Annotated in this window: 23 protein-coding genes; 8 read left to right on the top strand and 15 right to left on the bottom strand. The window is 48.4% G+C overall.

Translation table 11 applies throughout. From position 1 onward, the window contains the following. Positions 1–239 precede the first annotated feature (239 nt). The 13 genes from E7746_RS09315 to E7746_RS15290 form a co-directional block, all read right to left on the bottom strand. Entirely contained in the window at positions 240–446 is a 207-nt protein-coding gene (locus E7746_RS09315; RefSeq protein ID WP_136410621.1) for a hypothetical protein, read from the bottom strand. Between the two features lie 161 nt (positions 447–607). Next, positions 608–1027, bottom strand: coding sequence for a hypothetical protein (locus E7746_RS09310; protein ID WP_136410620.1), 420 nt, complete (start codon positions 1025–1027; stop codon positions 608–610). A gap of 21 nt (positions 1028–1048) precedes the next feature. Then, a complete protein-coding gene (locus E7746_RS09305; protein WP_136410619.1) occupies positions 1049–1831 on the bottom strand; it encodes a hypothetical protein in 783 nt (260 codons plus the stop codon). Then, complete coding sequence (locus tag E7746_RS09300) at positions 1831–2778, bottom strand: relaxase/mobilization nuclease domain-containing protein (protein WP_168184352.1); 948 nt, start codon at positions 2776–2778, stop codon at positions 1831–1833. The genes E7746_RS09305 and E7746_RS09300 overlap by 1 nt, the downstream gene beginning before the upstream one ends. After that, positions 2775–3161, bottom strand: coding sequence for a plasmid mobilization protein (locus E7746_RS09295; protein WP_136410617.1), 387 nt, complete (start codon positions 3159–3161; stop codon positions 2775–2777). The genes E7746_RS09300 and E7746_RS09295 overlap by 4 nt, the downstream gene beginning before the upstream one ends. Positions 3162–3458: 297 nt before the next feature. Further along, the gene (locus tag E7746_RS09290; RefSeq protein WP_168184351.1) at positions 3459–3857 is read right to left on the bottom strand and encodes a DUF3408 domain-containing protein; all 399 of its coding nucleotides are present in this window, start codon (positions 3855–3857) and stop codon (positions 3459–3461) included. Positions 3858–3952: 95 nt separating this feature from the next. Next, on the bottom strand, positions 3953–5035 hold the full coding sequence (locus tag E7746_RS09285) for a DUF6371 domain-containing protein (RefSeq protein ID WP_136410615.1): 1083 nt from the start codon (positions 5033–5035) through the stop codon (positions 3953–3955). Between the two features lie 84 nt (positions 5036–5119). After that, positions 5120–6481 (bottom strand): DUF3987 domain-containing protein, encoded by a 1362-nt coding sequence (locus tag E7746_RS09280; RefSeq protein ID WP_136410614.1) that lies wholly within the window; start codon positions 6479–6481, stop codon positions 5120–5122. A gap of 3 nt (positions 6482–6484) precedes the next feature. Then, the gene (locus E7746_RS09275) at positions 6485–6871 is read right to left on the bottom strand and encodes a helix-turn-helix transcriptional regulator (RefSeq protein WP_136410613.1); all 387 of its coding nucleotides are present in this window, start codon (positions 6869–6871) and stop codon (positions 6485–6487) included. A gap of 110 nt (positions 6872–6981) precedes the next feature. Beyond that, positions 6982–8061, bottom strand: a complete 1080-nt coding sequence (locus tag E7746_RS09270; protein WP_136410612.1) for a hypothetical protein — start codon at positions 8059–8061, stop codon at positions 6982–6984. 126 nt (positions 8062–8187) lie between these two features. After that, positions 8188–8367 (bottom strand): hypothetical protein, encoded by a 180-nt coding sequence (locus E7746_RS09265; protein ID WP_136410611.1) that lies wholly within the window; start codon positions 8365–8367, stop codon positions 8188–8190. A 7-nt stretch (positions 8368–8374) separates the two neighbouring features. Beyond that, positions 8375–9178 (bottom strand): WG repeat-containing protein, encoded by an 804-nt coding sequence (locus tag E7746_RS09260; RefSeq protein ID WP_136410610.1) that lies wholly within the window; start codon positions 9176–9178, stop codon positions 8375–8377. An 82-nt stretch (positions 9179–9260) separates the two neighbouring features. Further along, positions 9261–9497: a tyrosine-type recombinase/integrase gene (locus E7746_RS15290; RefSeq protein ID WP_238337164.1), complete on the bottom strand. Its 237-nt coding sequence runs from the start codon at positions 9495–9497 to the stop codon at positions 9261–9263. A gap of 216 nt (positions 9498–9713) precedes the next feature. On the opposite strand from E7746_RS15290, the gene E7746_RS09250 reads away from it, so the two are divergent. From E7746_RS09250 to E7746_RS09240, 3 genes are read left to right on the top strand one after another with little or no spacing between them, the layout of a single operon-like run. Beyond that, positions 9714–10943: a site-specific integrase gene (locus E7746_RS09250; protein WP_121737513.1), complete on the top strand. Its 1230-nt coding sequence runs from the start codon at positions 9714–9716 to the stop codon at positions 10941–10943. A 13-nt stretch (positions 10944–10956) separates the two neighbouring features. Next, positions 10957–12177, top strand: a complete 1221-nt coding sequence (locus tag E7746_RS09245; protein ID WP_121773633.1) for a site-specific integrase — start codon at positions 10957–10959, stop codon at positions 12175–12177. A 21-nt stretch (positions 12178–12198) separates the two neighbouring features. Next, entirely contained in the window at positions 12199–12573 is a 375-nt protein-coding gene (locus E7746_RS09240; protein ID WP_057329352.1) for a hypothetical protein, read from the top strand. 347 nt (positions 12574–12920) lie between these two features. Here E7746_RS09240 and E7746_RS09230 read toward each other — a convergent pair whose 3' ends face one another. Together E7746_RS09230 and E7746_RS09225 are read right to left on the bottom strand one after the other, a co-directional pair. Further along, positions 12921–13226: a helix-turn-helix domain-containing protein gene (locus E7746_RS09230; protein WP_057329351.1), complete on the bottom strand. Its 306-nt coding sequence runs from the start codon at positions 13224–13226 to the stop codon at positions 12921–12923. A gap of 46 nt (positions 13227–13272) precedes the next feature. Then, complete coding sequence (locus E7746_RS09225) at positions 13273–13584, bottom strand: helix-turn-helix domain-containing protein (RefSeq protein ID WP_057329350.1); 312 nt, start codon at positions 13582–13584, stop codon at positions 13273–13275. 542 nt (positions 13585–14126) lie between these two features. Between E7746_RS09225 and E7746_RS09220 the strand changes: the two genes are divergently transcribed. From E7746_RS09220 to E7746_RS09200, 5 genes are all read left to right on the top strand, one after another. Next, positions 14127–14594: a DUF3408 domain-containing protein gene (locus E7746_RS09220; protein ID WP_121737299.1), complete on the top strand. Its 468-nt coding sequence runs from the start codon at positions 14127–14129 to the stop codon at positions 14592–14594. A 366-nt stretch (positions 14595–14960) separates the two neighbouring features. Beyond that, positions 14961–16220: a tyrosine-type recombinase/integrase gene (locus tag E7746_RS09215; protein ID WP_136410609.1), complete on the top strand. Its 1260-nt coding sequence runs from the start codon at positions 14961–14963 to the stop codon at positions 16218–16220. Positions 16221–16542: 322 nt separating this feature from the next. Beyond that, entirely contained in the window at positions 16543–17232 is a 690-nt protein-coding gene (locus E7746_RS09210) for an Abi family protein (protein WP_136410608.1), read from the top strand. 708 nt (positions 17233–17940) lie between these two features. Further along, positions 17941–18327 (top strand): helix-turn-helix domain-containing protein, encoded by a 387-nt coding sequence (locus E7746_RS09205; protein WP_136410607.1) that lies wholly within the window; start codon positions 17941–17943, stop codon positions 18325–18327. Beyond that, positions 18324–19868, top strand: a complete 1545-nt coding sequence (locus tag E7746_RS09200) for a DUF3987 domain-containing protein (RefSeq protein ID WP_136410606.1) — start codon at positions 18324–18326, stop codon at positions 19866–19868. Before E7746_RS09205 ends, E7746_RS09200 begins: the two co-directional genes overlap by 4 nt. Positions 19869–19933: the final 65 nt, after the last annotated feature.

The following is a 19933-nucleotide window of genomic DNA, read 5'->3' as shown; positions in this document are numbered from 1 at the left end:
ATAATGACATAATGCCACAAGACATAATGAGCCGCCCCGGCAAGAGAGGGTCTTGTCGGGGCGGCAGTCAAAGGGTTATGGGAGGGATATGGATAGTTAGAGGCGGATGCAGGCTGTCTTCGTCGGCGAAGTGGAGGACCGCGAAGCAGAGGCGATGGCTTGTCCGAGCCAACCCGTGCGACTTGGCGGTCTGTTTCAGCCAGTGGATGAAATGTTGGCTCGGTCCAGACTCGCCGCTGCTACGCGGTCATTTCGGCGCGAATGACATTTTGTGCGCCTCGGAAACTGATGCGGATGATTATGAGGGTCATGTCAGGGATTCCGAGATGACCTTCTGAACGTTCCCATAGGCGAAACTGTATAGTGCGGTCCTCGCCGAAGTGGTGGATGCAGGCTCCGACGGAATTCCAGTCGAGTGTGGCATCATCGGGGTTGGCTCCGAACACTTCGGAGATATAGGAACGGAAGTGCTTTCAGCCAATCTCGGCTGCATTCGGCAAAGCTCAAGCAAGCTTGGCTTTGCGCTCATTGGCGCGGAAGTCGAGGAAGAAGTCCACGATGGCGTCGCGGGTTGTGGATTTGATTTCTTGCATGGGTGGAGTGGGTGTTAAAGGGTTAAACAAGCGATTTTGCATCCGGGTACCTGATTCGGTGCGTCCGTGGGGCCGTGGCTCTCGTCGGCGATGTGGCGGAATCCGTTAGCTTTTGCCGCATCGCGTAACCATAAAGATACGGCATCGGCTTCTGCCTGTGGATTCGCCAAGAGTCCGGAGATATAGAACACGGAAACGATGACGGTCATGTCGGGGATTCCGAGATGTCCGTCAGAATGTTCCCACAGGCGGAACTCGAATGCTCGGTTCTGTCCGTGGTATCGTGCGGTTGCGCCGACGCAGTTCCAGTCGAGCATGAGCTGGTCGGGAGTTGCAGAATAGTTCTCTACCATGTACTGACAGAAGTCATAGTAGAAGGCCTTGATACTCATCTGAGCACCTGCCGAGATGGGGATGAAAAAGTTTGCTTTCATGGGGTTTGTGAAGTTTGAAGTTTACCAAAGGTGATTGTTGGACTCTGGAGTCCATGGGTCAGACGGTCGGAAATAAACATGGGTGCGGTCGGCATTCTTTCGGCGTTCAAGTCGGATTGTCATCTCTTTGATGCTATCCTGCTCCTGACGGTTGCCGACCATCATCGCCTCTTCTCGGAGCATCATGTTGCGGATGCCGTCGGCGTCGTAGCTCACACGCTCGTAACGATATAGCCACTCGACTTTCTGAAGATGATCGTTCTCCTTGTTGAGATTATAGCACCAGATGCCGAGACCGACTGTGATAAGCAATAAGGCTCCGGCAACGGCATACACCCATTTGGGAATTGCCGCCCATATAGCGCCATTGACGATGCTATACATTCGGTCTGTAAGCCGTTTTGCCGATTCATTTAGTCCGGTTATCTGGTTTGTGAACTCATTCCGGATGCCGTCGTGAAGTGCATTCTTCACATTCTTGTCGAGACCGTCCTTGAAGGCTTTGGCGAAAGCCTCCGCCAGTTCTTTCGGGAAATGCGAGAAGTCAAGGCTTTTGAGTGCATCAATTTTCTGCTTGGCGAGTGCGGCCTCAACGAGCTTTTTCACCGACTCGTTAGTGGCGATGCTCGAAGGCAGCTCGACTTGAATTTTGTCGGGCACCGCAGGTTCGGCTAACGTCTGCTCAGGAGCTGATGCCAGCCGGGTATCAATGTCAGTGAGCAAATCCTTGTTCTCTTTCGCAATTTTGAGAAGGCCGTCAATCTTCTCATCCTGTTTCTTGACGATGGAATACATGTCTGCCATTATAGTGATCTTCCTTTCTTCTTTTTGGGTTTCTTTTTCATTCTGTGGATAAAAGCTTCTTCCTCGGGATCATAGCCGGGCCCGACTTGGAACAGTCCGCCCAAAGCCTGACATCCGGTTTCGATTATGCTCTCTACGATATTCGCCACAGGCGATTCCTTAACTTTTGCCGTTACAGAAATCGGTGCCGTTTGCTGAGGCTGTGTCTCTTTTATTCCGGCATTCTTGGCAAAGAATTTGTCGAGACGCTTGTATGAAAAAGCGCGGTCAATTTTCGAGCCGTTGAAGGTAAATTCGCCGTCGGAGAACCGTATGCCCTGCGGTTTTCCGGTATCGCGGTCGTTGTAAAATTCGACTGTTATCCCGGCTGGACTGAGGCGTCGACGGAACTCGTCCCACGATTTGCAACGGTACATCGCCGCCTGAATCTTAGGCTTCATCTCGGCAATAGCATCCTCATACAGCTTCTTTTTCGGCGAAAAAGTCAGTCCGTATTTCAGTTTGATAGCCTTGGTCGCATCACGGCTTTTGTCGAAATTGTTACTTTCATCGATGGCTTTACCGTGGAGATTGACGCGATTATAGACGATATGAAAGTGCGGAGAGCCGGTCTCGAGATGACGAACTATCAGATATTGCGTGTCCCGGATGCCCATCCTTTCCATATATTCTTTCGCCAGCTGCACCATGAACTCATCGGTGAGACGGGGCAAATCCGCTTTGTCGAAACTCACGGCTATGTGTCCGATGGGCTTGCTGATTCTCTTGTTGAGACTCGCTCCGATGTCGAAACTGTCCACAATTCGGCGGTAATCGTTGCCGAGAATTCCATCGGAATCTATCACTCGCCAAGTGTCGGGGGTGAACTGTTCCTTGTCGTGAAACTCACGCATGACGTAGCCAACAATATCGGCTGCGGCTCCTTTTGCGAGTATTTTTGCTATCATAACAATGAGGAATTTGATGTTTTCAACTTGCCGAGTGTGGCTAAAATTCCATCGAGACAGGTCTCTGCCTTTCGCTTTGTCGAGGGCCATGCGTTAGCCTGACACGCCTTGACCTGAGCGTTTAGATTCTTGCCTTGATACATCAGTTCGCGTATCGCCTCGCGTTCAAAATCGGTGAGGCGACCGACAACGGAGAGCCGGAAGACGCAAATTCTAAGCAGCTCGGCAATGCTGACACCGGCAGCCGCAGCTTTGGCTTTCACCTCACGCTCCTCCGCATCGGTAAAATTCACGGAGACTTTTCGGTCTCTCTTATCACTGGATTCTTTCTTTGGTCGCCCACGGAGTTTCACACCGGGAGCGTCCTGATTGAACTTTCTCATTCGTTGGGTTGGGGATGGTGACCGCAGGGAACAGAGAGCCTCCTTCGGGATGCGAGGGGTTTCGGGTGGGGAATTTTTTACCTCCCGAAACATACCCTTGCATCCCCAACTAACCCACTGACGTGAATTAGTTGTGCGCTGACGATAACCACTCCCTGCGGTCGGTTTAATACTAACGTTATTTAGTACTGAAGTAGGTACTGAGGTACCAACGTACCTTAGGTGGAAAGGTCGGACTACCGAACGGTCTATGGGTCGGAATGTCGTTAGACCTATGAGATGTCAGATAGTAATTTTTCATAGTTTACGCCAGATTTCGATGTCGTTGGCATATACTGTTAAATGCTCGACCAGGATGGCGTTGATATAGCTGCCGACAGTAGTGTCGCGGTCACCGAGGATGCGGGCGATGCGTTCAAGCTTCTCCCATACGCTGTCATCGATGTTTACCGGATGACGCTTTGACAGCTTTGACGGCACAAGATAGGTTGCCTTGAACTCGGCGAAGTCCGATTTGCGCTGTTGCTTGCCGATTCGCTGTTGCTTCGGCGGCTCTGTTGTGGCAATTATGGCTGTTGCCTCGGTTGCTGCCTGCTCGTTGCCAAACAGATTGTCAGCGTTGGTAGGAGAGGTACAGTTAACAGTGTTGTCGCTGTTAACTGTGGAAGTGGAGTTGATAGAGTTATCTGATTCCATAATAAAATCGGGATTAAGAGTTGATACTTTGGATTTGGTCGCATCTGTCAACTTGGTTGACTTGGATGCGGTTGTTGACGGAGATTTTTTCGCAATCATTGTTTTTCAGTGTTTGAGGGTTTGTGAATAGCATCAGTATCCGGGTCATACCGTTCGACTGACACGAGAGTGAGTTGCAGGTCATCAATGAGTTTCTGCAAAATCGGATTTCGGCGTATCATAGATTGCAGCACAGCTTGGTCAGGCTCGATTTGCAGGAGGTAGTCTGCTATGTCAAGTCCGGCTGTTCGCTCGTCATCGGTGGCAACTTCTTCAAGGTAGTTGAAGATACTTGTCTCGATACCGAGATCGCGGAGCAAACTCAGTTTATGTCGCCATTGGTCGGTCGCGCCGATGTCGGGATACAGAATTACCTGACGGCCTCGGAGAACACGGAGAGCATCGGAATTGAAGCAACCGTTTTTACCGCCGGAAGCGAGCCACACATATTCGGGCAGATAATAAGCTGCCACAAGTGCCGTCTTTTCGCTCTCGACAATGGCAACCGGCTTGCCTCTGTTCATCGGCAACAGATGTTCACCGAAAAAGCACTGACGCAGATTGAAATCGGGCAACTTCAACAGCGAGTGAACCCATGTAACATGGTTGAACGGGTGCTTTACACGTTTGCCGTTGTCGGCATCGTAGAGCATGACTTTCCCAGTGCGTACACAGCCTTTGATGTCGGTCTGCCAAAATACGCATGACCCCGGCCAGTGCTTCGAGGTGCCGACGCGATAATCTTTCATCAGCCGGAGAGCGTCCTCGGCTCCGAACTTGGAGCGGAGGAACAGATAGAGATTGTTCTTCTCATAGCCGTGCAGAGTCTGTGCAACAGTCTCTGCCGCGATGAACGATGTCGGCTTTCGCTGCTCGGTCGGCTTGGCTCGCCATGCTGACGGAGCTGTGAAATCAGAGTGCAAGGGCTTAGCCTCCGGATTATGCTCAAAATATTCCTTCGGTGTCAGGTGGTAGCCGCAGCTCTGCTCATGGTCGCATCTGCCAACATCATCAGGAAACGAGATTTGTTTCTCGGTATCGATATATCGGCTAAAGCAACGCTTTTTATGACAGGCAGGGCAACAATGTCGGCTACCAACTCCCTTATAGGGCTGGAGAATGAATCGGTGTGCGTTCATAGATTCTCAAAGATTTTGCTTGCATTTTCTGCGCAACCCGCATTTTGTCGGCTCAAAATGCGGAAAATGCAGAAAGCGCAGATGTCAGAGTTTGGAATAATGCCCATGTTTCTCACGCTGGAAATATGTGCCTAACGAAACAGACCGTTTGAGAAAGTCCTGAAACGTGCGTCCCGGCATACCGTTCTCCCTCGCCACGGCTATCCCTTCTTCGGTCGTGAAACAGTCGGGAAGCGCAGCGATGATGGCTCTCTGCTGCTCGGTCAGCGACATTTCGCTGATGATGCCATGTACTTTTCTGGCGGTCGCCTTGAAATAATCCACGAGCGATATGGCATTTTCCACCGAAAGGAGATCTATAACCGTTCTGTCGGCCTCACCGCAGGCCCAACGCGCCATCTGCAATATCAGGCAGAAACGTATGGCATGGAAATCGAATTTGTTGTAAACGCCTTTAAGTGCGTCACATTCCTCCCGGTTACATTCCTCAGTGTTCCGACGCTGCCATTCGTAGAGTCTTGTCTTCGCATCCGGCGCAAAGGGTAGGATGTTAGCTATGACATTTCCGTCTGTATCCGTTTCGTATGGAATAGCGACGAGCCTTTCTATTATCTCCGCCCATTCCGCTTCTATATCGAAAGTTGGCTCTTTGTCGCTCCACGGCTGTTTGTCCTGATTGTGGGGCATGACAAACAGCAAGCGGTCGATAAAACCGTTTGATGTGCGGCTTCCCTGCGCAAGTTCGTTGAGAATACCGTTCTGGATAGTCCCCACCACCGAGATGAAAGGGCGGCTGATATATACCGAATTCTTCACTCCTTTGCGGTCAGAGAATGATGGATTTGCGTTGAACAGCTTTAGCCAGTATTCTTCATCAGAACCTTTGTTGTATCGGTTGAAGTTCTTGAACCAGCCCGCGAGTTCATCATTCCACATACAGATGCCGCGCAGATTCTGCGAGTGGATAAGCAACATCGCTTCGGGTGTCGCATCTGAAATCAGGAACCGTTTGCATACAGGGGCGACGGGATGCGGCTCTGAGCGTTCCTTTATCGGTAACTCGCGCTGACGCTCGTATTCCTCACACGCCTTGACATAAGCGCGTGTTGCCACACCGTCCAGCTCGGTGAACGGTCTGATTGCGAAATTCAACGGATGCGACTTGCAGGCGCCCGGCCTTCCGACAAGAGCCATGAAAAGTATGGCACTCTCATCCCATTTCCCTTTGAGCCGGGCGAAATGGGTGTTGCCGATACCGAGACCGACAGCCACAAGCATAGCCCCTGCAAGATAATCCACCGGATATCCGTAACAGTCATTAGCCTCCCTGACGATTCTCTGAATTTTCATCGGCAATGCGCCAAGCGGAAAATCCCCGCCCCGGACTTTTACACTCATATCAACTGCCTTGCCGAGTACGAGCATCGGGTCAACAGATTTCTCCATAGGCTAACGGCGATAAGTTGATTTGCCACGAGTGCCACGGCTGATCTCCGCTTCCATCTCGGCAAAGGAGAGGACGGATGACTGACGCTTGTTCTCCGTTACATGGGTCACGAGTTCGCTTTCGACGAAGCGCCACTCTTTTTCGCCCGGAACTTTGTAGGCCGGCAGTTTTCCTTCTTTGGCGAGGCGATAGATTGTGGACTTTGCCTTTCCGAGAATTTCACAGGCTTTTTCGATGCCTATGAATTTTGCGTTTGACTTAGGGTTGTTTCTCTCGGAGGCGAGTTGAGCGCGAAGCTCCCTCACCTCATCGGCCAGTTCTCTTACGAGGCTGACCAGCGATGACACTGCACCCGGCAGTTCATCGAATGTGATTACATTGTTCAACATATAAGCTGGCGAACCCACTTTAATGTGAATTCGCCAGTAAAGTACGGAAGTGTTTAAATGGTGGAATTGAGCACCGGAATCTGTACCATTCCCACCGTCAGTCCACCATATCACCACCCGGTGTCATAGCCATATCTGTCAGGCTCTTCAACTATTTCATCACCAGGGTTGTATGGTGCAATTCCCATGTCCATCATTGCCGCCTCCATTGCGCTCATCGCGCTCATTGCTTTCTTGGGCTTTTTGGTGGATTTGGATGTCTTTTTAGGCTTGGATTGCTGTTTTTCTGAAACCGTCTTTACAGTTACATCTTCGGTGGGCGTTTCCACCTCTGCCTTTTCATCAGGGATTTTGAAGCTGCCAACATTTTTATCAATTTTTATTCTGCCCTGAGCGCCGTTACAGGTCAGTTTTCTCTCGATGGTGCATACTTCGACATCCTTAAATGTATAGGGGAACGCCTGTTTAAGAAAATGTGCAGTGTGCAGATTATACTTATTGAAAGGTTTGGCTATGTTCCAGCCAAAGTGCATCATGTCGGATGTGGTAAGTTCAGCCGGGAGTCGAATTGCCATGTCCTCAGAGAAATCAGGTACGCCGGAGGTATGGATAAACTCAGTCACGATATTGATAATCTTCTCTACGACATCCTTGTCAACGAATGGAGACATCGTATAACCGACATAGAGAATTACATTCGCCTCTTTTTCATAGGCTCTGTCCTCTTGACGTTTCTTTGCTTCCTCACGCCGACCCTCGTAGTCAATGACGATTTTCTTCGGTGTCGGAGTCTCAATCTTGACTATACCGTTCTGTGGTGCCGTCTCGGGTGTGATAGGCGATTGTGGTTGTTGAATCGGGACCGGAGCCGGAGGTGCGTCAGTGATTTCTTCCGGGATGGATACAGGTTCAATCTTTTCCGGCTCACGTTGTTTGAAGCCAAGCCATTTGAACAGCTTTTCAAAACATTTTACTAATGCCGTGCCAAGAGTACGGGAAATAAACTCTTGGAAAGCGAGATACAGCAGAGCGAATACAACAAAAACACCGAGGAAGATAAGATTGGCGTTAAAGCCACTCATTCCTCTGATGTCGATTGCATATTGGCGGGCAACTGCGGCGAGAATCAGGGCAGCTATGCCTATCCAGAGCCATATCTGCCAGTGGTCGGGGAGGTGTCCGTTTTTCATTCAGTGTTTAATTATTGTAAAAATTTCATCAGTTTTTATAACGAACACAACCCCAATGATGTTCACCGGAAAAATTAAGTGCCACTCCAAATCAATGGAATGGCACTCAAAATAAATTCGTGAAGGTTATTCTTGCTCGAATCCTCCGATGAGATAATGTTTTAGCTCATATTCCCTTACAATCTCGGAAACTTTAATTAGTTCAACGACATCGGGGTTGTCTGACGGAGTATCATCAGATACAAGAGGCAACAATTCTTCTATACGGGCAAGGGCTGATCCATATTGCTGCTGGCTGATCTCCATAATAATACTAATCGGTATTCCATAGAGCGTCAGGGTCATCTTCATATGCGTCCATTTTATCATACGGAACAGCTCCATAGTAGTTTTGTGAATAATTGAGCGGAGGCTTGACAGTTTCCAAATCCGGATGATACCAATGATTGGGATTCTCTTTGTCGAGCAGATTAATATTTCTATTAATTATCATACAACCAGATAAATCATCTTTTTTAGTTTTCACCACTATGAATTTGCTGCCATTGTTATAAAATGGGAAAATTGTGAAATACTTAGTTGATGATTTTATTATTCTGCCTTGATTATCAATTATAAATCGTTTGGTATTTTCAGTATTGTCTGATTCATAATCATAACAAACGAGTGTATGATTATGGTCAAAGCCCCAAATATAAGGGTATTTACCAAATTCGATAATAATTTGTCCTGTTATAGCGTTAATTGCACCCCAGTTTTTGTTACTATCTTTGAGGACAAAGATGCCATCAGATTCTATAGGTGTAATCAATTCCTCATATTCAGGAGCTATTAATTGATTCATATTCTGATCAATCACTCCGACCTTTTTATCTACTATAATAGCAAATAAATATGTCGTACTTAATGCGCCTGATTTATCCCACTTTTCATATGACCCACAAAAGGCAAAATCATCAACTTTATCATAAAAGCAATCTGATATATCTCGTTTAACTCGATATTCAGCTTGATGAAAAATAATGTTAAAGATATATCTATAATAATCTCTATCATGGAACGTTTGTCCTAAATCGCCCCATTTATAATGCCCGAAGAATTGACAGTATTTTTTCATGGTGGTAAATTTACGAAATAATTCTTATTCCAACAAACATTGACTTCATCAGTATATCAGTTATAATTCCGTAGTAATCCGCTTATTTCAACGATATTACGTTGGCTGCCTCTCTTGCCCGTTCATCCACGACTTTCGCGTAGATCTGTGTATTTTTGACGCTCTTATGGGTGAGCATCTTGCTTATTGTGAGGATGTCGATGCCGTTGGCGGCAAGGAGCGTGGCGAAGCTGTGGCGCATCGTGTGGAATATACACGGCAAAGCAAGCGACAGCGAACAGGTAAAAATTAAACGTAAACCGTTAGAAATAAGCGACATTTCAGTATTCTGCCAAGTTGAGAAAATGCAAACCACAACGGAATATTGAGGTTGTTCAGTTACCAAACCGTTAGCCGGGCAGTTACCGAAACGGGAACAGGTAACGGAAAGCGATAAAAAGAAATCCTCACCGTTTTGTTTGCACTCATACACAGTGTTTTGCATATCAAGGGACGCTTATATGGCAAGTAAATTTGCACTTAAAAATATAAGCGTATGAAAGTAGTGAAATTCAAGGTGTTGCTCTACCTCAAAAAGAGCGGACTGGACAAGTCGGGCAAGGCTCCCATCATGGGACGTATCACCGTGAATCGCACGATGGCGCAGTTCGGTTGCAAGCTGTCCTGCACACCCGAATTGTGGAATCCCCGTGAAAGCCGTCTGAACGGCAAGAGCAGGGAGGCGGTGGAAACCAATGCCAAAATAGAGAAGTTGCTGTTGGCGGTGAACAACGCCTTTGACAATCTTGTGAGCCGTAAAGTAGATTTCGATGCCACCGATGTGAAGAATCATTTTCAAGGCAGCATGGAAACACAAATGACCCTCATGCGAATGACGGACGTTGTCTGTGACGACCTAAAAGCCCGTATTGGCATTGACCGTGCGAAAGGGACTTATCCCGGCTATCACTATATGCGCCTGACACTTGGCGAGTTCATCGAGCATCAGTACAAGGTCAAGGATTTGGCATTCGGGCAGCTTACAGAACAATTCATCCACGACTATCAGACATTCGCCATGGAAAACAAGGGATATGCGATAGATACCGTCCGCCATCATCTTGCTATCTTGAAGAAGATATGCCGTCTGGCTTATAAGGAAGGTTATGCAGACAGGAGCCACTTCCAGCATTTCACCCTGCCTAAGCAGTCAGATAAAACCCCACGGGCATTGAGCCGTGAATCGTTTGAAAAAATCCGTGATGTGGAAATACCTGCTTACCGTAAATCCCACATATTGGCAAGGGATATGTTTCTCTTCGGGTGTTACACCGGGGTCTGTTATGCAGATGTTGTCTCAATTACTCGTGAGAACCTATGTACGGATGAGGACGGGGCTTTGTGGTTGAAGTATCGGAGAAAGAAAAACGAACTTCGTGCCAGTGTAAAACTGTTGCCGGAAGCGATTGTTCTGATTGAGAAGTATCACAGTGAGGAAAGGGACACCCTGTTTCCTTTACTGCGCTGGTCAAATCTCAGAAGGCACATGAAGGCGTTAGCTGCACTGGCGGGTATCAAGGATGATTTGTGCTATCATCAGGCAAGGCATAGTTTCGCCTCGTTAATCACGCTCGAAGCGGGTGTGCCTATCGAGACCATCAGTCGGATGCTGGGACACTCCGATATTTCCACCACTCAGGTATATGCCCGTGTCAGTCCGAAAAAACTGTTCGAGGACATGGACAAGTTCATAGAAGCGACCCAAGATTTCAAACTCACCCTATAAACCCAACAACAATATGCGAAGCACTTTTTCACTATTGCCCTATATCAACCGCAGCAAAGTCAAGACTGACGGTACGACCGCCGTACTTTGCCGTATAACCATTGACGGCAAGCAGACAGTCATAAGCACAGGTATCTATTGCCGCCCAGAAGACTGGAACGGCAGGAAGAATGAGATAAAGATTATCAGGGAGAACAACCGTTTACGGGAATATCTGCGTCTGACGGAAGAAGCCTACACCGAGATACTGAAATCGCAAGGCGTGGTCAGTGCCGAAATGCTGAAAAACCACATATCCTTGAACAACATTCATCCGACTACCTTATTGCAAATGGGAGAATGGGAACGTGAGCGGTTGAAGAAACATTCCGAAGAGATTGATTCCACTTCTTCCTATCGGGCTTCAATGTACTACCAGAAATACCTGACGGACTTTATAGCGTCAACCGGGAAAAAGGACATTCCTCTTGAAGAAGTGACGGAGGATTTCGGCAAGTCCTACAAAGCCCATTTGAAGAAATGCAAGAACTTCGGAGTTTCCCAAACAAACCATTGTCTGCGTTGGCTGAACCGATTATTGTACCTTGCAGTCGATAAGGAGATTATCCGTGTGAACCCCTGCGAGGATTTGGAATATGAAACGAAACCTGAGGCAAGACACAGGTACATCAGCCGTGATGAGTTCAAGAAGATACTTTCCACACCGATGTATGACAAGCGGATGGAACTGGCAAGACGGGCTTTCATCTTCTCGACCCTGACTGGACTGGCGTATGCAGACATACAACTGCTGCATCCCCATCATATCGGGACGAATGCGGAGGGCAGACGCTACATCCGCATCAACCGCAAGAAGACAAAAGTGGAGGCGTTCATACCCTTACATCCCATAGCGGAACAGATATTGTCGCTGTATAACACAACTGATGATGAGAAGCCCGTGTTTCCTCTTCCCAACCGTGATGCCCTATGGTTTGAGGTTCACGAGTTGGGAATAACCATAGGAAAAGAGGATAACTTGACCTATCATCAAAGTCGGCACAGCTTCGGCACTTTCCTGATTTCAGCGGACATACCCATTGAGAGCATCGCCAAGATGATGGGACACTCCAATATCAGGACGACACAGGGATATGCACGGATAACAGACGATAAAATCTCCAAGGATATGGACAAACTGATGGAGCGGAGAAAGAAAATATCGGCTGGCGAAAAGAAAGAGAATAGTAAATAACCATTATAAAATAGATGAATTATGAACAGAGGAATAATAACAATCAGTGAAACGGGGGTGGTCACCGTACCAACTGCCCCCGTGTGGATGACCCAGTTTGAGATAGCCGACCTGTTTGGGGTGTTCTCGTGCGACATCCGCAAGGCGATACGGGCAATCTACAAGAACAAGGAATTGAGTGAAACTTATACAATGAAGTATATCAAGCAAACTGACGGCATCAGCTATGATGTGTATAACCTTGAAATGATTATAGCCATTGCATTCAGGATATGCAGTAAAGAAAGTTTTCAGTTCAGACGGTTCGTAATAAATGAAATCTGCGCCTCCAAGAAAGGAAGTCCGACAACATTGTTCTTCTCTTGCGGTAAGGGCAGTAACCTATGGTATAGTTGAGGTTCATCCCGTCAGCCACCTGTTCCCGATGCTCGGATGCAAAGGTAGCGTGTGGCTTTGACGGCATTGGCAAGGTCAGGCGGCAGAGCCGTTTCAGGCAGAATCTTCCTCAAACGGGTTTGAGCGTATTCCGCCCGAAAACCTTGCCACTGCCATCCACACGCTTGAAAGGCATCCGGCAACGGAAACAAGCGACTGGCGGGAAATCAGAAGAAATAGAGGAACGGCTTACAGACGAAGCTAAACATTGATGCTTCATCTGTAAGCCGTTCCTTTTGTCTTTTTGCCGAAGTTCCATTGCTGCCGCAAACATAGGGCAGACGGCAAACTGCGCTCCTTCAAGAAAATCAGGTTGCCTTCAGTCGGTAGGCGGATTGGTAGCCGTCAGCCAGCATCCTTTCGATGTCGGATTCACGGTAGAGGATTTTGCCGCCCAACTGAATGTAGGCTATACGTCCCTCGTTGCGGTAGTCCTGAAGCGTCCGGCGGCTCACTTTCAACCGTGCCGACACTTCCTTGTCTGTGAAGAAACGCTCCCCGTTCAGTGTCGGGCGGTAGTTTGCGGTCAGATGCTCTACGTTGTCCAGCAGACGGTCAAGGCTGCCCAAGAAGTGGATTATCCACTCGTTGTCTTTGTTAATCAGTTCGTTCATATTACTTTGGATTTAGTGGAATTATTGTTATTACTCTATTCGGTTATCAGATTGTTCTGCCTTTGAACTTTGCTTCTTTTCGCCTGTCCTCCACGATGGAAACGATGCGTTGCACGTCTTCGGGACGGTAATAGGTCTTGTGGTTTATCTGCGAATAAGCCAACGTGCCGTTGTCCCGAAGCGTCTGCAAGGTTCGGGGGCTGATGTTGAGCATCCGGCACACGTCCTGATTGTCCATCCACTCGCTCATTTTCTTTTCGCCGTGACGATGGCAGATGGCATCCATACGGCTGACGAAGCGGTCGAACTTGGCGACCAGTTCCTCGAAGGTCTTTCTCTCGATTGATACGATTTCCATATTGTCTTTCTTTTAGTTGTTACTGTTTCTTTTGCCGCAAAGGAATATATAATCTGTTACCTGACAATAGGTTCCCCGAAAGTGGAAGCGTGTTGCGCTGATACGGCAGTCATTGTCCGGGATGCTGACTTCCCTTTGGCGGCTATCATTCCTTCTCCTGCAAAGAAATACATAATCCGGCATCCGGCAATGGTTTCAATCAGGTCTGGCAGCAAGTGGCACAGGGTGGTAGAGGTTGGCATTGGCTGGAGGCAGCGGTTATCCTCTTAATTCTAAAAAATAGAAAGGTGGCAAGGGGAAAAATAAGGACTTAATTCAAATTCGCCTACAATTGAGTCTTTGCCCTTTCGGGCATATACATCCGGCAAAACGGTGAAGTCCTCACCGCTTTATCAACCGCCATAATGCAAAACCACACAAAATTGCCTAAGAGAATCCAAGTGCTTGACTGACTGTATTAAAGCACCTTACTTTGCTCCCGATAATCGGTCAAGGTGTTTACCAAGACCACAGTTAATAACTTAATCAATTTGTTTTTTACAATGAAGAGAGAACCAAACATTACAGAGCAGCAGGCTCGTGAAATCGTGGAAAAGATGGGACGCAGGGAATCCTACACTCCCAAGTCGATGAATGACATCTACAGACGTATCGGTCTGGAGCCGGATGAGCTGGAACTGCCCGGCAATACCGTTACGGAGGAAACGGAGACCGCTATGGCGGATGAACCGTCAAGTGAGGCGGTCGAGAAAACGGCAATGCTGCAGAAGCGTGTCAGCAGCAAGCAGCGCAGGTTGTCGTTGGAGGAGTACCGCGCCACCTACCTGAAAGTCCCGAAACTTGTCAACCGCAAGCCCGTGTTCGTCAGCGAGACGGTGCGTGACGAACTCGACAGGGTTGTCCGCTTCCTCGGAGGAAAGGGCATGAGCGCATCGGGGCTGATTGAAAACCTCGTCCGCCTGCACCTCGACACCTATCGGAACGACATCGAGCAGTGGCGCAAGCTCTGACGGGATTACAGAAAGTCGGTTGGGCTGGTGAATACACTTCATCGGCTTAACCGATACCCAAGATGAGTGAGTACACCCGGAAACAAATCCGACAGGCGGAGGATTTTTGTGTCCTCAAAGACACAGCAAGGTATGTCTTTTCATAGGGAAAACCGATATAATCCGTTATAACTATTATCAGTGACTATCAGTATATTAGATAAATCAGGCTTTCTATTCAGTTTCTTCTGATTGTATCTTTTTTCGCATTTAGTACACCATAAGTACACCATTTGCCCATTTCGATTGTTAATAGATGTTGTGGGTGATTTTCGTGTCTCACAACCTGTTATTACCTTTGCTCCACAAACACAAAATTAATTCATTATGGGCAGACTGCCAAATAAACAGAAACAAAATCCCAAGCTCATCCAGAGGGAGATGTCAGACGGACGCGCGAGTCTATGGCTGGAGTATTATCTCGGCCGTAGCGAATCGCCCGTCTATGACGATGACGGCAACCATGTCGTGTATGAATCCGGGGCGATGAAAGGAAAACTTAAATACAAGGTGCAGCACCTGCGCAAGAAGGAGGCTCTTAATCTGTATGTGTGGGTTCATCCCCGCTCGGCTCAGGAACGGCAGCAGAACAAGAACACCATCGCCCTCGCCGAGAAGATACGGTTTGAGAAAGAGCAGGAGATGCTTGAAGACCGAAAGGGTTACCGCCTGAAAAGGGAGAAGGAGAGTAACTTCCTCAAGTACTTCCGGCAACACCGGGACAACGAAGCGTTCACACTGCCAGTCCGCAGGTCTTACAAATATTCTCTGACACGCTTCATCGAGTATCTTGAGCTAACTCCACAGTTCTCAAAATACAAGGATGTCCTGCCGATGGATGCCGTCACTCCGGACATGGTTCTCGGATTCACCAACTATCTCCGGAAGAAATGCACCGGAGAGGGGCCGCGAAAGAATTACCACTGGTTCAAGAAGGTGCTTGCCGATGCGGTTGATGAAGAACTGATAAAAAAGAATCCCTGCCGTGGAATCCGCATCGTGTACGACACAAACATTATGCTGAAGGAGATTCTCACACCGAAAGAGATAAACACCCTCGCGGCGTTCCGATATGACGGCGAACACCGTGAGGTGCAGCGGGCATTCATCTTCTGCTGTTTCACCGGACTGCGGTACTGCGATGTTTCAGAACTGACATTCGCCAATGTCGATTACGAGAGCATGGTGATGAGGTTCAACCAGAAGAAAAGCGCGGGACGCAGCGCACATGCCGCAGTCGTGACGCCGCTCAACGATGAGCTTATAAAGCTGATAGGACAGCCTAAGGATGATGACAACCCGAGGGAGAGAATATTCGATCTGCCCCACAAGGGTACGGCGAGAAAACATCTCGCCCGATGGGTGAAGAACGCCGGAATAAAGAAGAGCATCACATGGCACTGCGCCCGGCACAGTTTCGCCGTAAATCTTCTGAATGCCGGAACCGACATAAAGACAGTATCCTCTCTTCTCGGACACGCCAGCATAAAGATGACGGAGAAATATCTGCATGTGATCGACCAGCGGAAGCAGAAAGCCATAAACAAACTCGGAAAAGTCGCGTTTGACACGGAAACGGCAAAATAGCCCATGGCATTTCCGGTGCTTTGGCGCTTTCTGTTGTTATAGAGTTGTGCATACGGCTGAAAAACACTACCTTTGCATCAAGATTCGCAGTCATCATGTTATTGTTTCATCCTGACGCGGATTAGTGGTTGGACATCGGGAGGGATACCCGGTGTCCTTTTTCTCTCTGTTGCCCAATCCGATGAAAATGATTATCTTTGCAGATACAAAAAAACTAAACCCGATAGCTTGACGAGTCAGGGGCTACCGGGAATCAACACTGCAAAAGTAGTGCTTTCTTTTGATTAAAACAAATTCTGGCTCATAAAAGATTGTAAAGCAAGTGAAATTCGCCGATTTTCAGAATATATTGTCCCCGGAAAGGCTCAACAGATATGTTGCTGCCTGCGATAATGACACCCGAAAAGCCATGTCGCTTTATCGGTTGAATCTTCATCTTTCACAGGAAGTGTTTACTTTATTGAGTTGTTTCGAGGTGGCGTTAAGAAATGCCATTGACCGCGAGCTAACAACCCGGTTCGGAGAGAACTGGCTACGTGATTCCGTATTGGCGGGAGGCATATTCGATATTTCCAGTTGCCGGGATAGTGCGCGAATAATCACCAAGGCTTTCAACCGTCTGAACAGGACTGGCGAATACACTCATCATAAACTTCTTGCAGAAATGGAGTTCGGAGTCTGGAAATATATGTTTGCCAATCCTCAGTATCGTGCCACAGGGCAGATTCTTCTCCGAATATTCCCTAACAAGCCTCGTTCATCGGCAGAGGTGCAATACAACAATGCTTATATGTTCAATGAACTTGACGGTATCAATATCCTCCGAAACCGAATAGCACACCATGAACCTATCTGTTTTGCGAGAAGACAGCCTCAAATCGGAACCTCATATATCCTCAATGCTTATCAGAATCTTCATAAGCTGTTTATGTGGATGGGAATTGACAGCCATTCTTTGCTTTATGGACTTGACCATGTGCAGCAAGTCTGCAACCGAATAAATGCCATTTAATTTCGTGGATATTGCTTTCATTGAGGCTCTCAAAAACGGCTTCATGACGCAGATTGGCCCTCCGGGGTTCAAAAAACTTGCATATATCGAAACCGTTTCGTAACTTCGCAGCCGTGACGGAATCATATCCGTCAGGAAAGAAAGACACACATCGGCAATCGCCGGAATAAACCGGACATCGCTGAACAATTCCGTTTTTTCTTTTGTTGGAAAAATATCAAAGCGGTTAGGTGGCAGTAGCCATGACCCCTCGCGGCAACGCGAAGCACCGACCCGGCAGGGCGGTGACGGTTGACGCACCCCTGCCACACCCCTTGCGACAAGGGCGATTATTCATTAATCGGAGACATATCAGGAAAGGACTGAAAACATAATAACGAGACCTCGCCAAAGGCATGTTAGAAAGACATATCGGCGCGGCCCCGCTTTTTTATTGCCCGTCCGGAAGGGCAACCAAAACATATAGTCCGTCGACATTTCAATGATATTCGCCTTTACGCACATCAGAAGGACGCAAGTCCGATATTAATTTTGCAGTGTCCGCCAGCCTTTAATCCTCCGGGTGTAGTCATCGGGCTGACAGACGCTATCACTATGACCTGACGACACCCACCAAGAGTATGTTGAACATACGGCATATCACTTATCATCCGAAAACTGATGTGTGAGAAGAAGACAAATCCCCAAACCACTAATCCCCCTATCCAAATGAACACAATTACAGATTACCTGAATCTTCCTTTCATCGAGGTTCTGAAGCGCCTCCTGAAAGACGCGGTCAAGGACTGCCTTGCTGAATCGGGAGTGCTGGCGACACTCACCAACGCTTCCGCAAAATCAAAAAAGCGGGATCCCGATGGGCTGAAAGTGACCGAAGCACTCGAGTTCCTGAACGAAAACGGCTATCCCATGAAAATCGGGCAGCTCTACAAGGAAACGAGCAACGGCACCATACCGCACTGGAAATTCAACAATAAGCTTCACTTCAAGGAATCAGAGTTGCTGAGCTGGGCTGAAAGCAGACTTGTCAACGGCAAAGCCGTAGGCGTGCTGAATGCGGAAGACAGACCGAAGAAGAAAGGAGGTAGCCGATGAAAAAAGAAACCGAATCATCAGTAAAGGCAGCCTCAAAGCCAAAAGGCAATGAGAAGAAAACCTCCGTCAAAAAGAAAGCCAATGATGTCAGTGATACACCTGCAATCACAGATACACAAGTGACTTGTCACGAAAATGAGGAAGTGACAAATCATGCTCCTGACCGACTGAACAGTCAGTCTGTACCTCCGTCAACCTCCGAGTGCTTGATTGCAGACACAGACAACAGCAAGAAAACCAATCAGTTCCCGATTGATGTCCTGCCGTCAAGATTACAGGAAATCATCAAGGAGGCAAACGCCACTCTCGGTTTCCCTGTTGACTACATGGCTGGAGCGATGCTTTCGGCAATGGCGGCGGTAATAGGCAACACCCATCACGCCGAGGCTATGGCAGGATGGAAAGAATATGCTATTCTTTTCGTTGCCCTTGTCGGATGTCCCGGAGTGTGCAAGAGCCATCCGCTGAGTTATGTCATGCAACCGCTCATCGACCACGACGCGGAGAAAGCGGCACAGTTCGCAGAGGCGTTGAAACGCTACAATGCTGCGATGGAGCTGCCGCCGAAAGAACGTGTTCCAAACGGCTACGACCTCAATCCCGTCGAGCCGCACCGCATCCGCTTCATGATGCAGGATGTGACCAACGAGGCGGTTCACCGCATATTGTCGGAAAACTGTCGTGGACTGATTCTGATGTATGACGAGCTTGCCGGATGGGTCAAGAACTTCAACCGCTACAACAACGGCTCTGAATCGGAGTTCTGGATGTCGGTGTTCAACCACAAGGTTGCCATGTCCGACCGCAAAGGCAGTCAGAGCGGCGTGTTTATCCGCAATCCGTTCCTTTGCGTAATCGGAACTATCCAGCCGAAGGTTTTGACCGACCTTGCCGCCGGGAACCGCAACGCCAACGGATTCATGGAGCGCATACTCTATGTATTCCCGTCCGACCAGACGAAGCCTAAATGGAACCGGTGCTGCCGGATGCCTTCTTTTGACATCGCGGCAGAGTGGCGCGGCATCCTTTCCCGGCTTATCGACATTGTTCCCAAGGTGGATGCAGACGGTGAAATAATATCCGAGGATGTTCCTTTTTCATCGGACGCTCTTGACCGCCTCTATCAGTGGCAGAACGAGCAGACCGACCGTTGCAACGCTGACGGCAGCGATACCCTTACCTCCATAGCAAGCAAACTCGAAATCTACGCTATCCGCTTTTCTCTCTTGCTGGCCCTCTCCGACTGGGCGTGCGGCAGTGAAAAGAAAATGATAGAGGTGGATACGGTGGAGAGGGCGATACGTCTTGCGGAGTATTTTCGCATAAGTGCCTCAAAGGTGCAGGGCATCATCAGCGAGGATGCCCTGACTGAGATGCAGCTCTCGGTTCTCTCGGAGCTTCCCGACGGCTTCACTACCGCAGAGGGTGTGGCGATCGCCGGGAAATGCGGTATGCCTGAGCGCAGTTTCAAGAGGTTTCTCAGAGACAGAAAGGGAGTGCTTTTCATCCGCAACACCCACGGAAATTACACCAAGTTATAACCTATCCACCCCTTGGCATTTTTGGCACTTTGGCATTTCTGACGGATATGCCGAGGCATCCCCTT

Source organism: Muribaculum gordoncarteri (assembly GCF_004803695.1).
In the GTDB taxonomy this organism is placed as follows: Bacteria; Bacteroidota; Bacteroidia; order Bacteroidales; family Muribaculaceae; genus Muribaculum; species Muribaculum gordoncarteri.
Note: the sequence above shows the minus strand (reverse complement) of the source record. Positions and strands in the feature narration are given on the sequence as shown.

Excerpts from the sequence above, each read along its gene's own strand:
- E7746_RS09310 (WP_136410620.1), bottom strand. The coding sequence starts at position 1,027 with ATGAAAGCAAACTTTTTCATCCCCATCTCGGCAGGTGCTCAGATGAGT.
- E7746_RS09305 (WP_136410619.1), bottom strand. The coding sequence starts at position 1,831 with ATGGCAGACATGTATTCCATCGTCAAGAAACAGGATGAGAAGATTGAC.
- E7746_RS09300 (WP_168184352.1), bottom strand. The coding sequence starts at position 2,778 with ATGATAGCAAAAATACTCGCAAAAGGAGCCGCAGCCGATATTGTTGGC.
- E7746_RS09295 (WP_136410617.1), bottom strand. The coding sequence starts at position 3,161 with ATGAGAAAGTTCAATCAGGACGCTCCCGGTGTGAAACTCCGTGGGCGA.
- E7746_RS09290 (WP_168184351.1), bottom strand. The coding sequence starts at position 3,857 with ATGGAATCAGATAACTCTATCAACTCCACTTCCACAGTTAACAGCGAC.
- E7746_RS09285 (WP_136410615.1), bottom strand. The coding sequence starts at position 5,035 with ATGAACGCACACCGATTCATTCTCCAGCCCTATAAGGGAGTTGGTAGC.
- E7746_RS09280 (WP_136410614.1), bottom strand. The coding sequence starts at position 6,481 with ATGGAGAAATCTGTTGACCCGATGCTCGTACTCGGCAAGGCAGTTGAT.
- E7746_RS09275 (WP_136410613.1), bottom strand. The coding sequence starts at position 6,871 with ATGTTGAACAATGTAATCACATTCGATGAACTGCCGGGTGCAGTGTCA.
- E7746_RS09270 (WP_136410612.1), bottom strand. The coding sequence starts at position 8,061 with ATGAAAAACGGACACCTCCCCGACCACTGGCAGATATGGCTCTGGATA.
- E7746_RS09265 (WP_136410611.1), bottom strand. The coding sequence starts at position 8,367 with ATGGAGATCAGCCAGCAGCAATATGGATCAGCCCTTGCCCGTATAGAA.
- E7746_RS09260 (WP_136410610.1), bottom strand. The coding sequence starts at position 9,178 with ATGAAAAAATACTGTCAATTCTTCGGGCATTATAAATGGGGCGATTTA.
- E7746_RS15290 (WP_238337164.1), bottom strand. The coding sequence starts at position 9,497 with ATGTCGCTTATTTCTAACGGTTTACGTTTAATTTTTACCTGTTCGCTG.
- E7746_RS09250 (WP_121737513.1), top strand. The coding sequence starts at position 9,714 with ATGAAAGTAGTGAAATTCAAGGTGTTGCTCTACCTCAAAAAGAGCGGA.
- E7746_RS09245 (WP_121773633.1), top strand. The coding sequence starts at position 10,957 with ATGCGAAGCACTTTTTCACTATTGCCCTATATCAACCGCAGCAAAGTC.
- E7746_RS09240 (WP_057329352.1), top strand. The coding sequence starts at position 12,199 with ATGAACAGAGGAATAATAACAATCAGTGAAACGGGGGTGGTCACCGTA.
- E7746_RS09230 (WP_057329351.1), bottom strand. The coding sequence starts at position 13,226 with ATGAACGAACTGATTAACAAAGACAACGAGTGGATAATCCACTTCTTG.
- E7746_RS09225 (WP_057329350.1), bottom strand. The coding sequence starts at position 13,584 with ATGGAAATCGTATCAATCGAGAGAAAGACCTTCGAGGAACTGGTCGCC.
- E7746_RS09220 (WP_121737299.1), top strand. The coding sequence starts at position 14,127 with ATGAAGAGAGAACCAAACATTACAGAGCAGCAGGCTCGTGAAATCGTG.
- E7746_RS09215 (WP_136410609.1), top strand. The coding sequence starts at position 14,961 with ATGGGCAGACTGCCAAATAAACAGAAACAAAATCCCAAGCTCATCCAG.
- E7746_RS09205 (WP_136410607.1), top strand. The coding sequence starts at position 17,941 with ATGAACACAATTACAGATTACCTGAATCTTCCTTTCATCGAGGTTCTG.
- E7746_RS09200 (WP_136410606.1), top strand. The coding sequence starts at position 18,324 with ATGAAAAAAGAAACCGAATCATCAGTAAAGGCAGCCTCAAAGCCAAAA.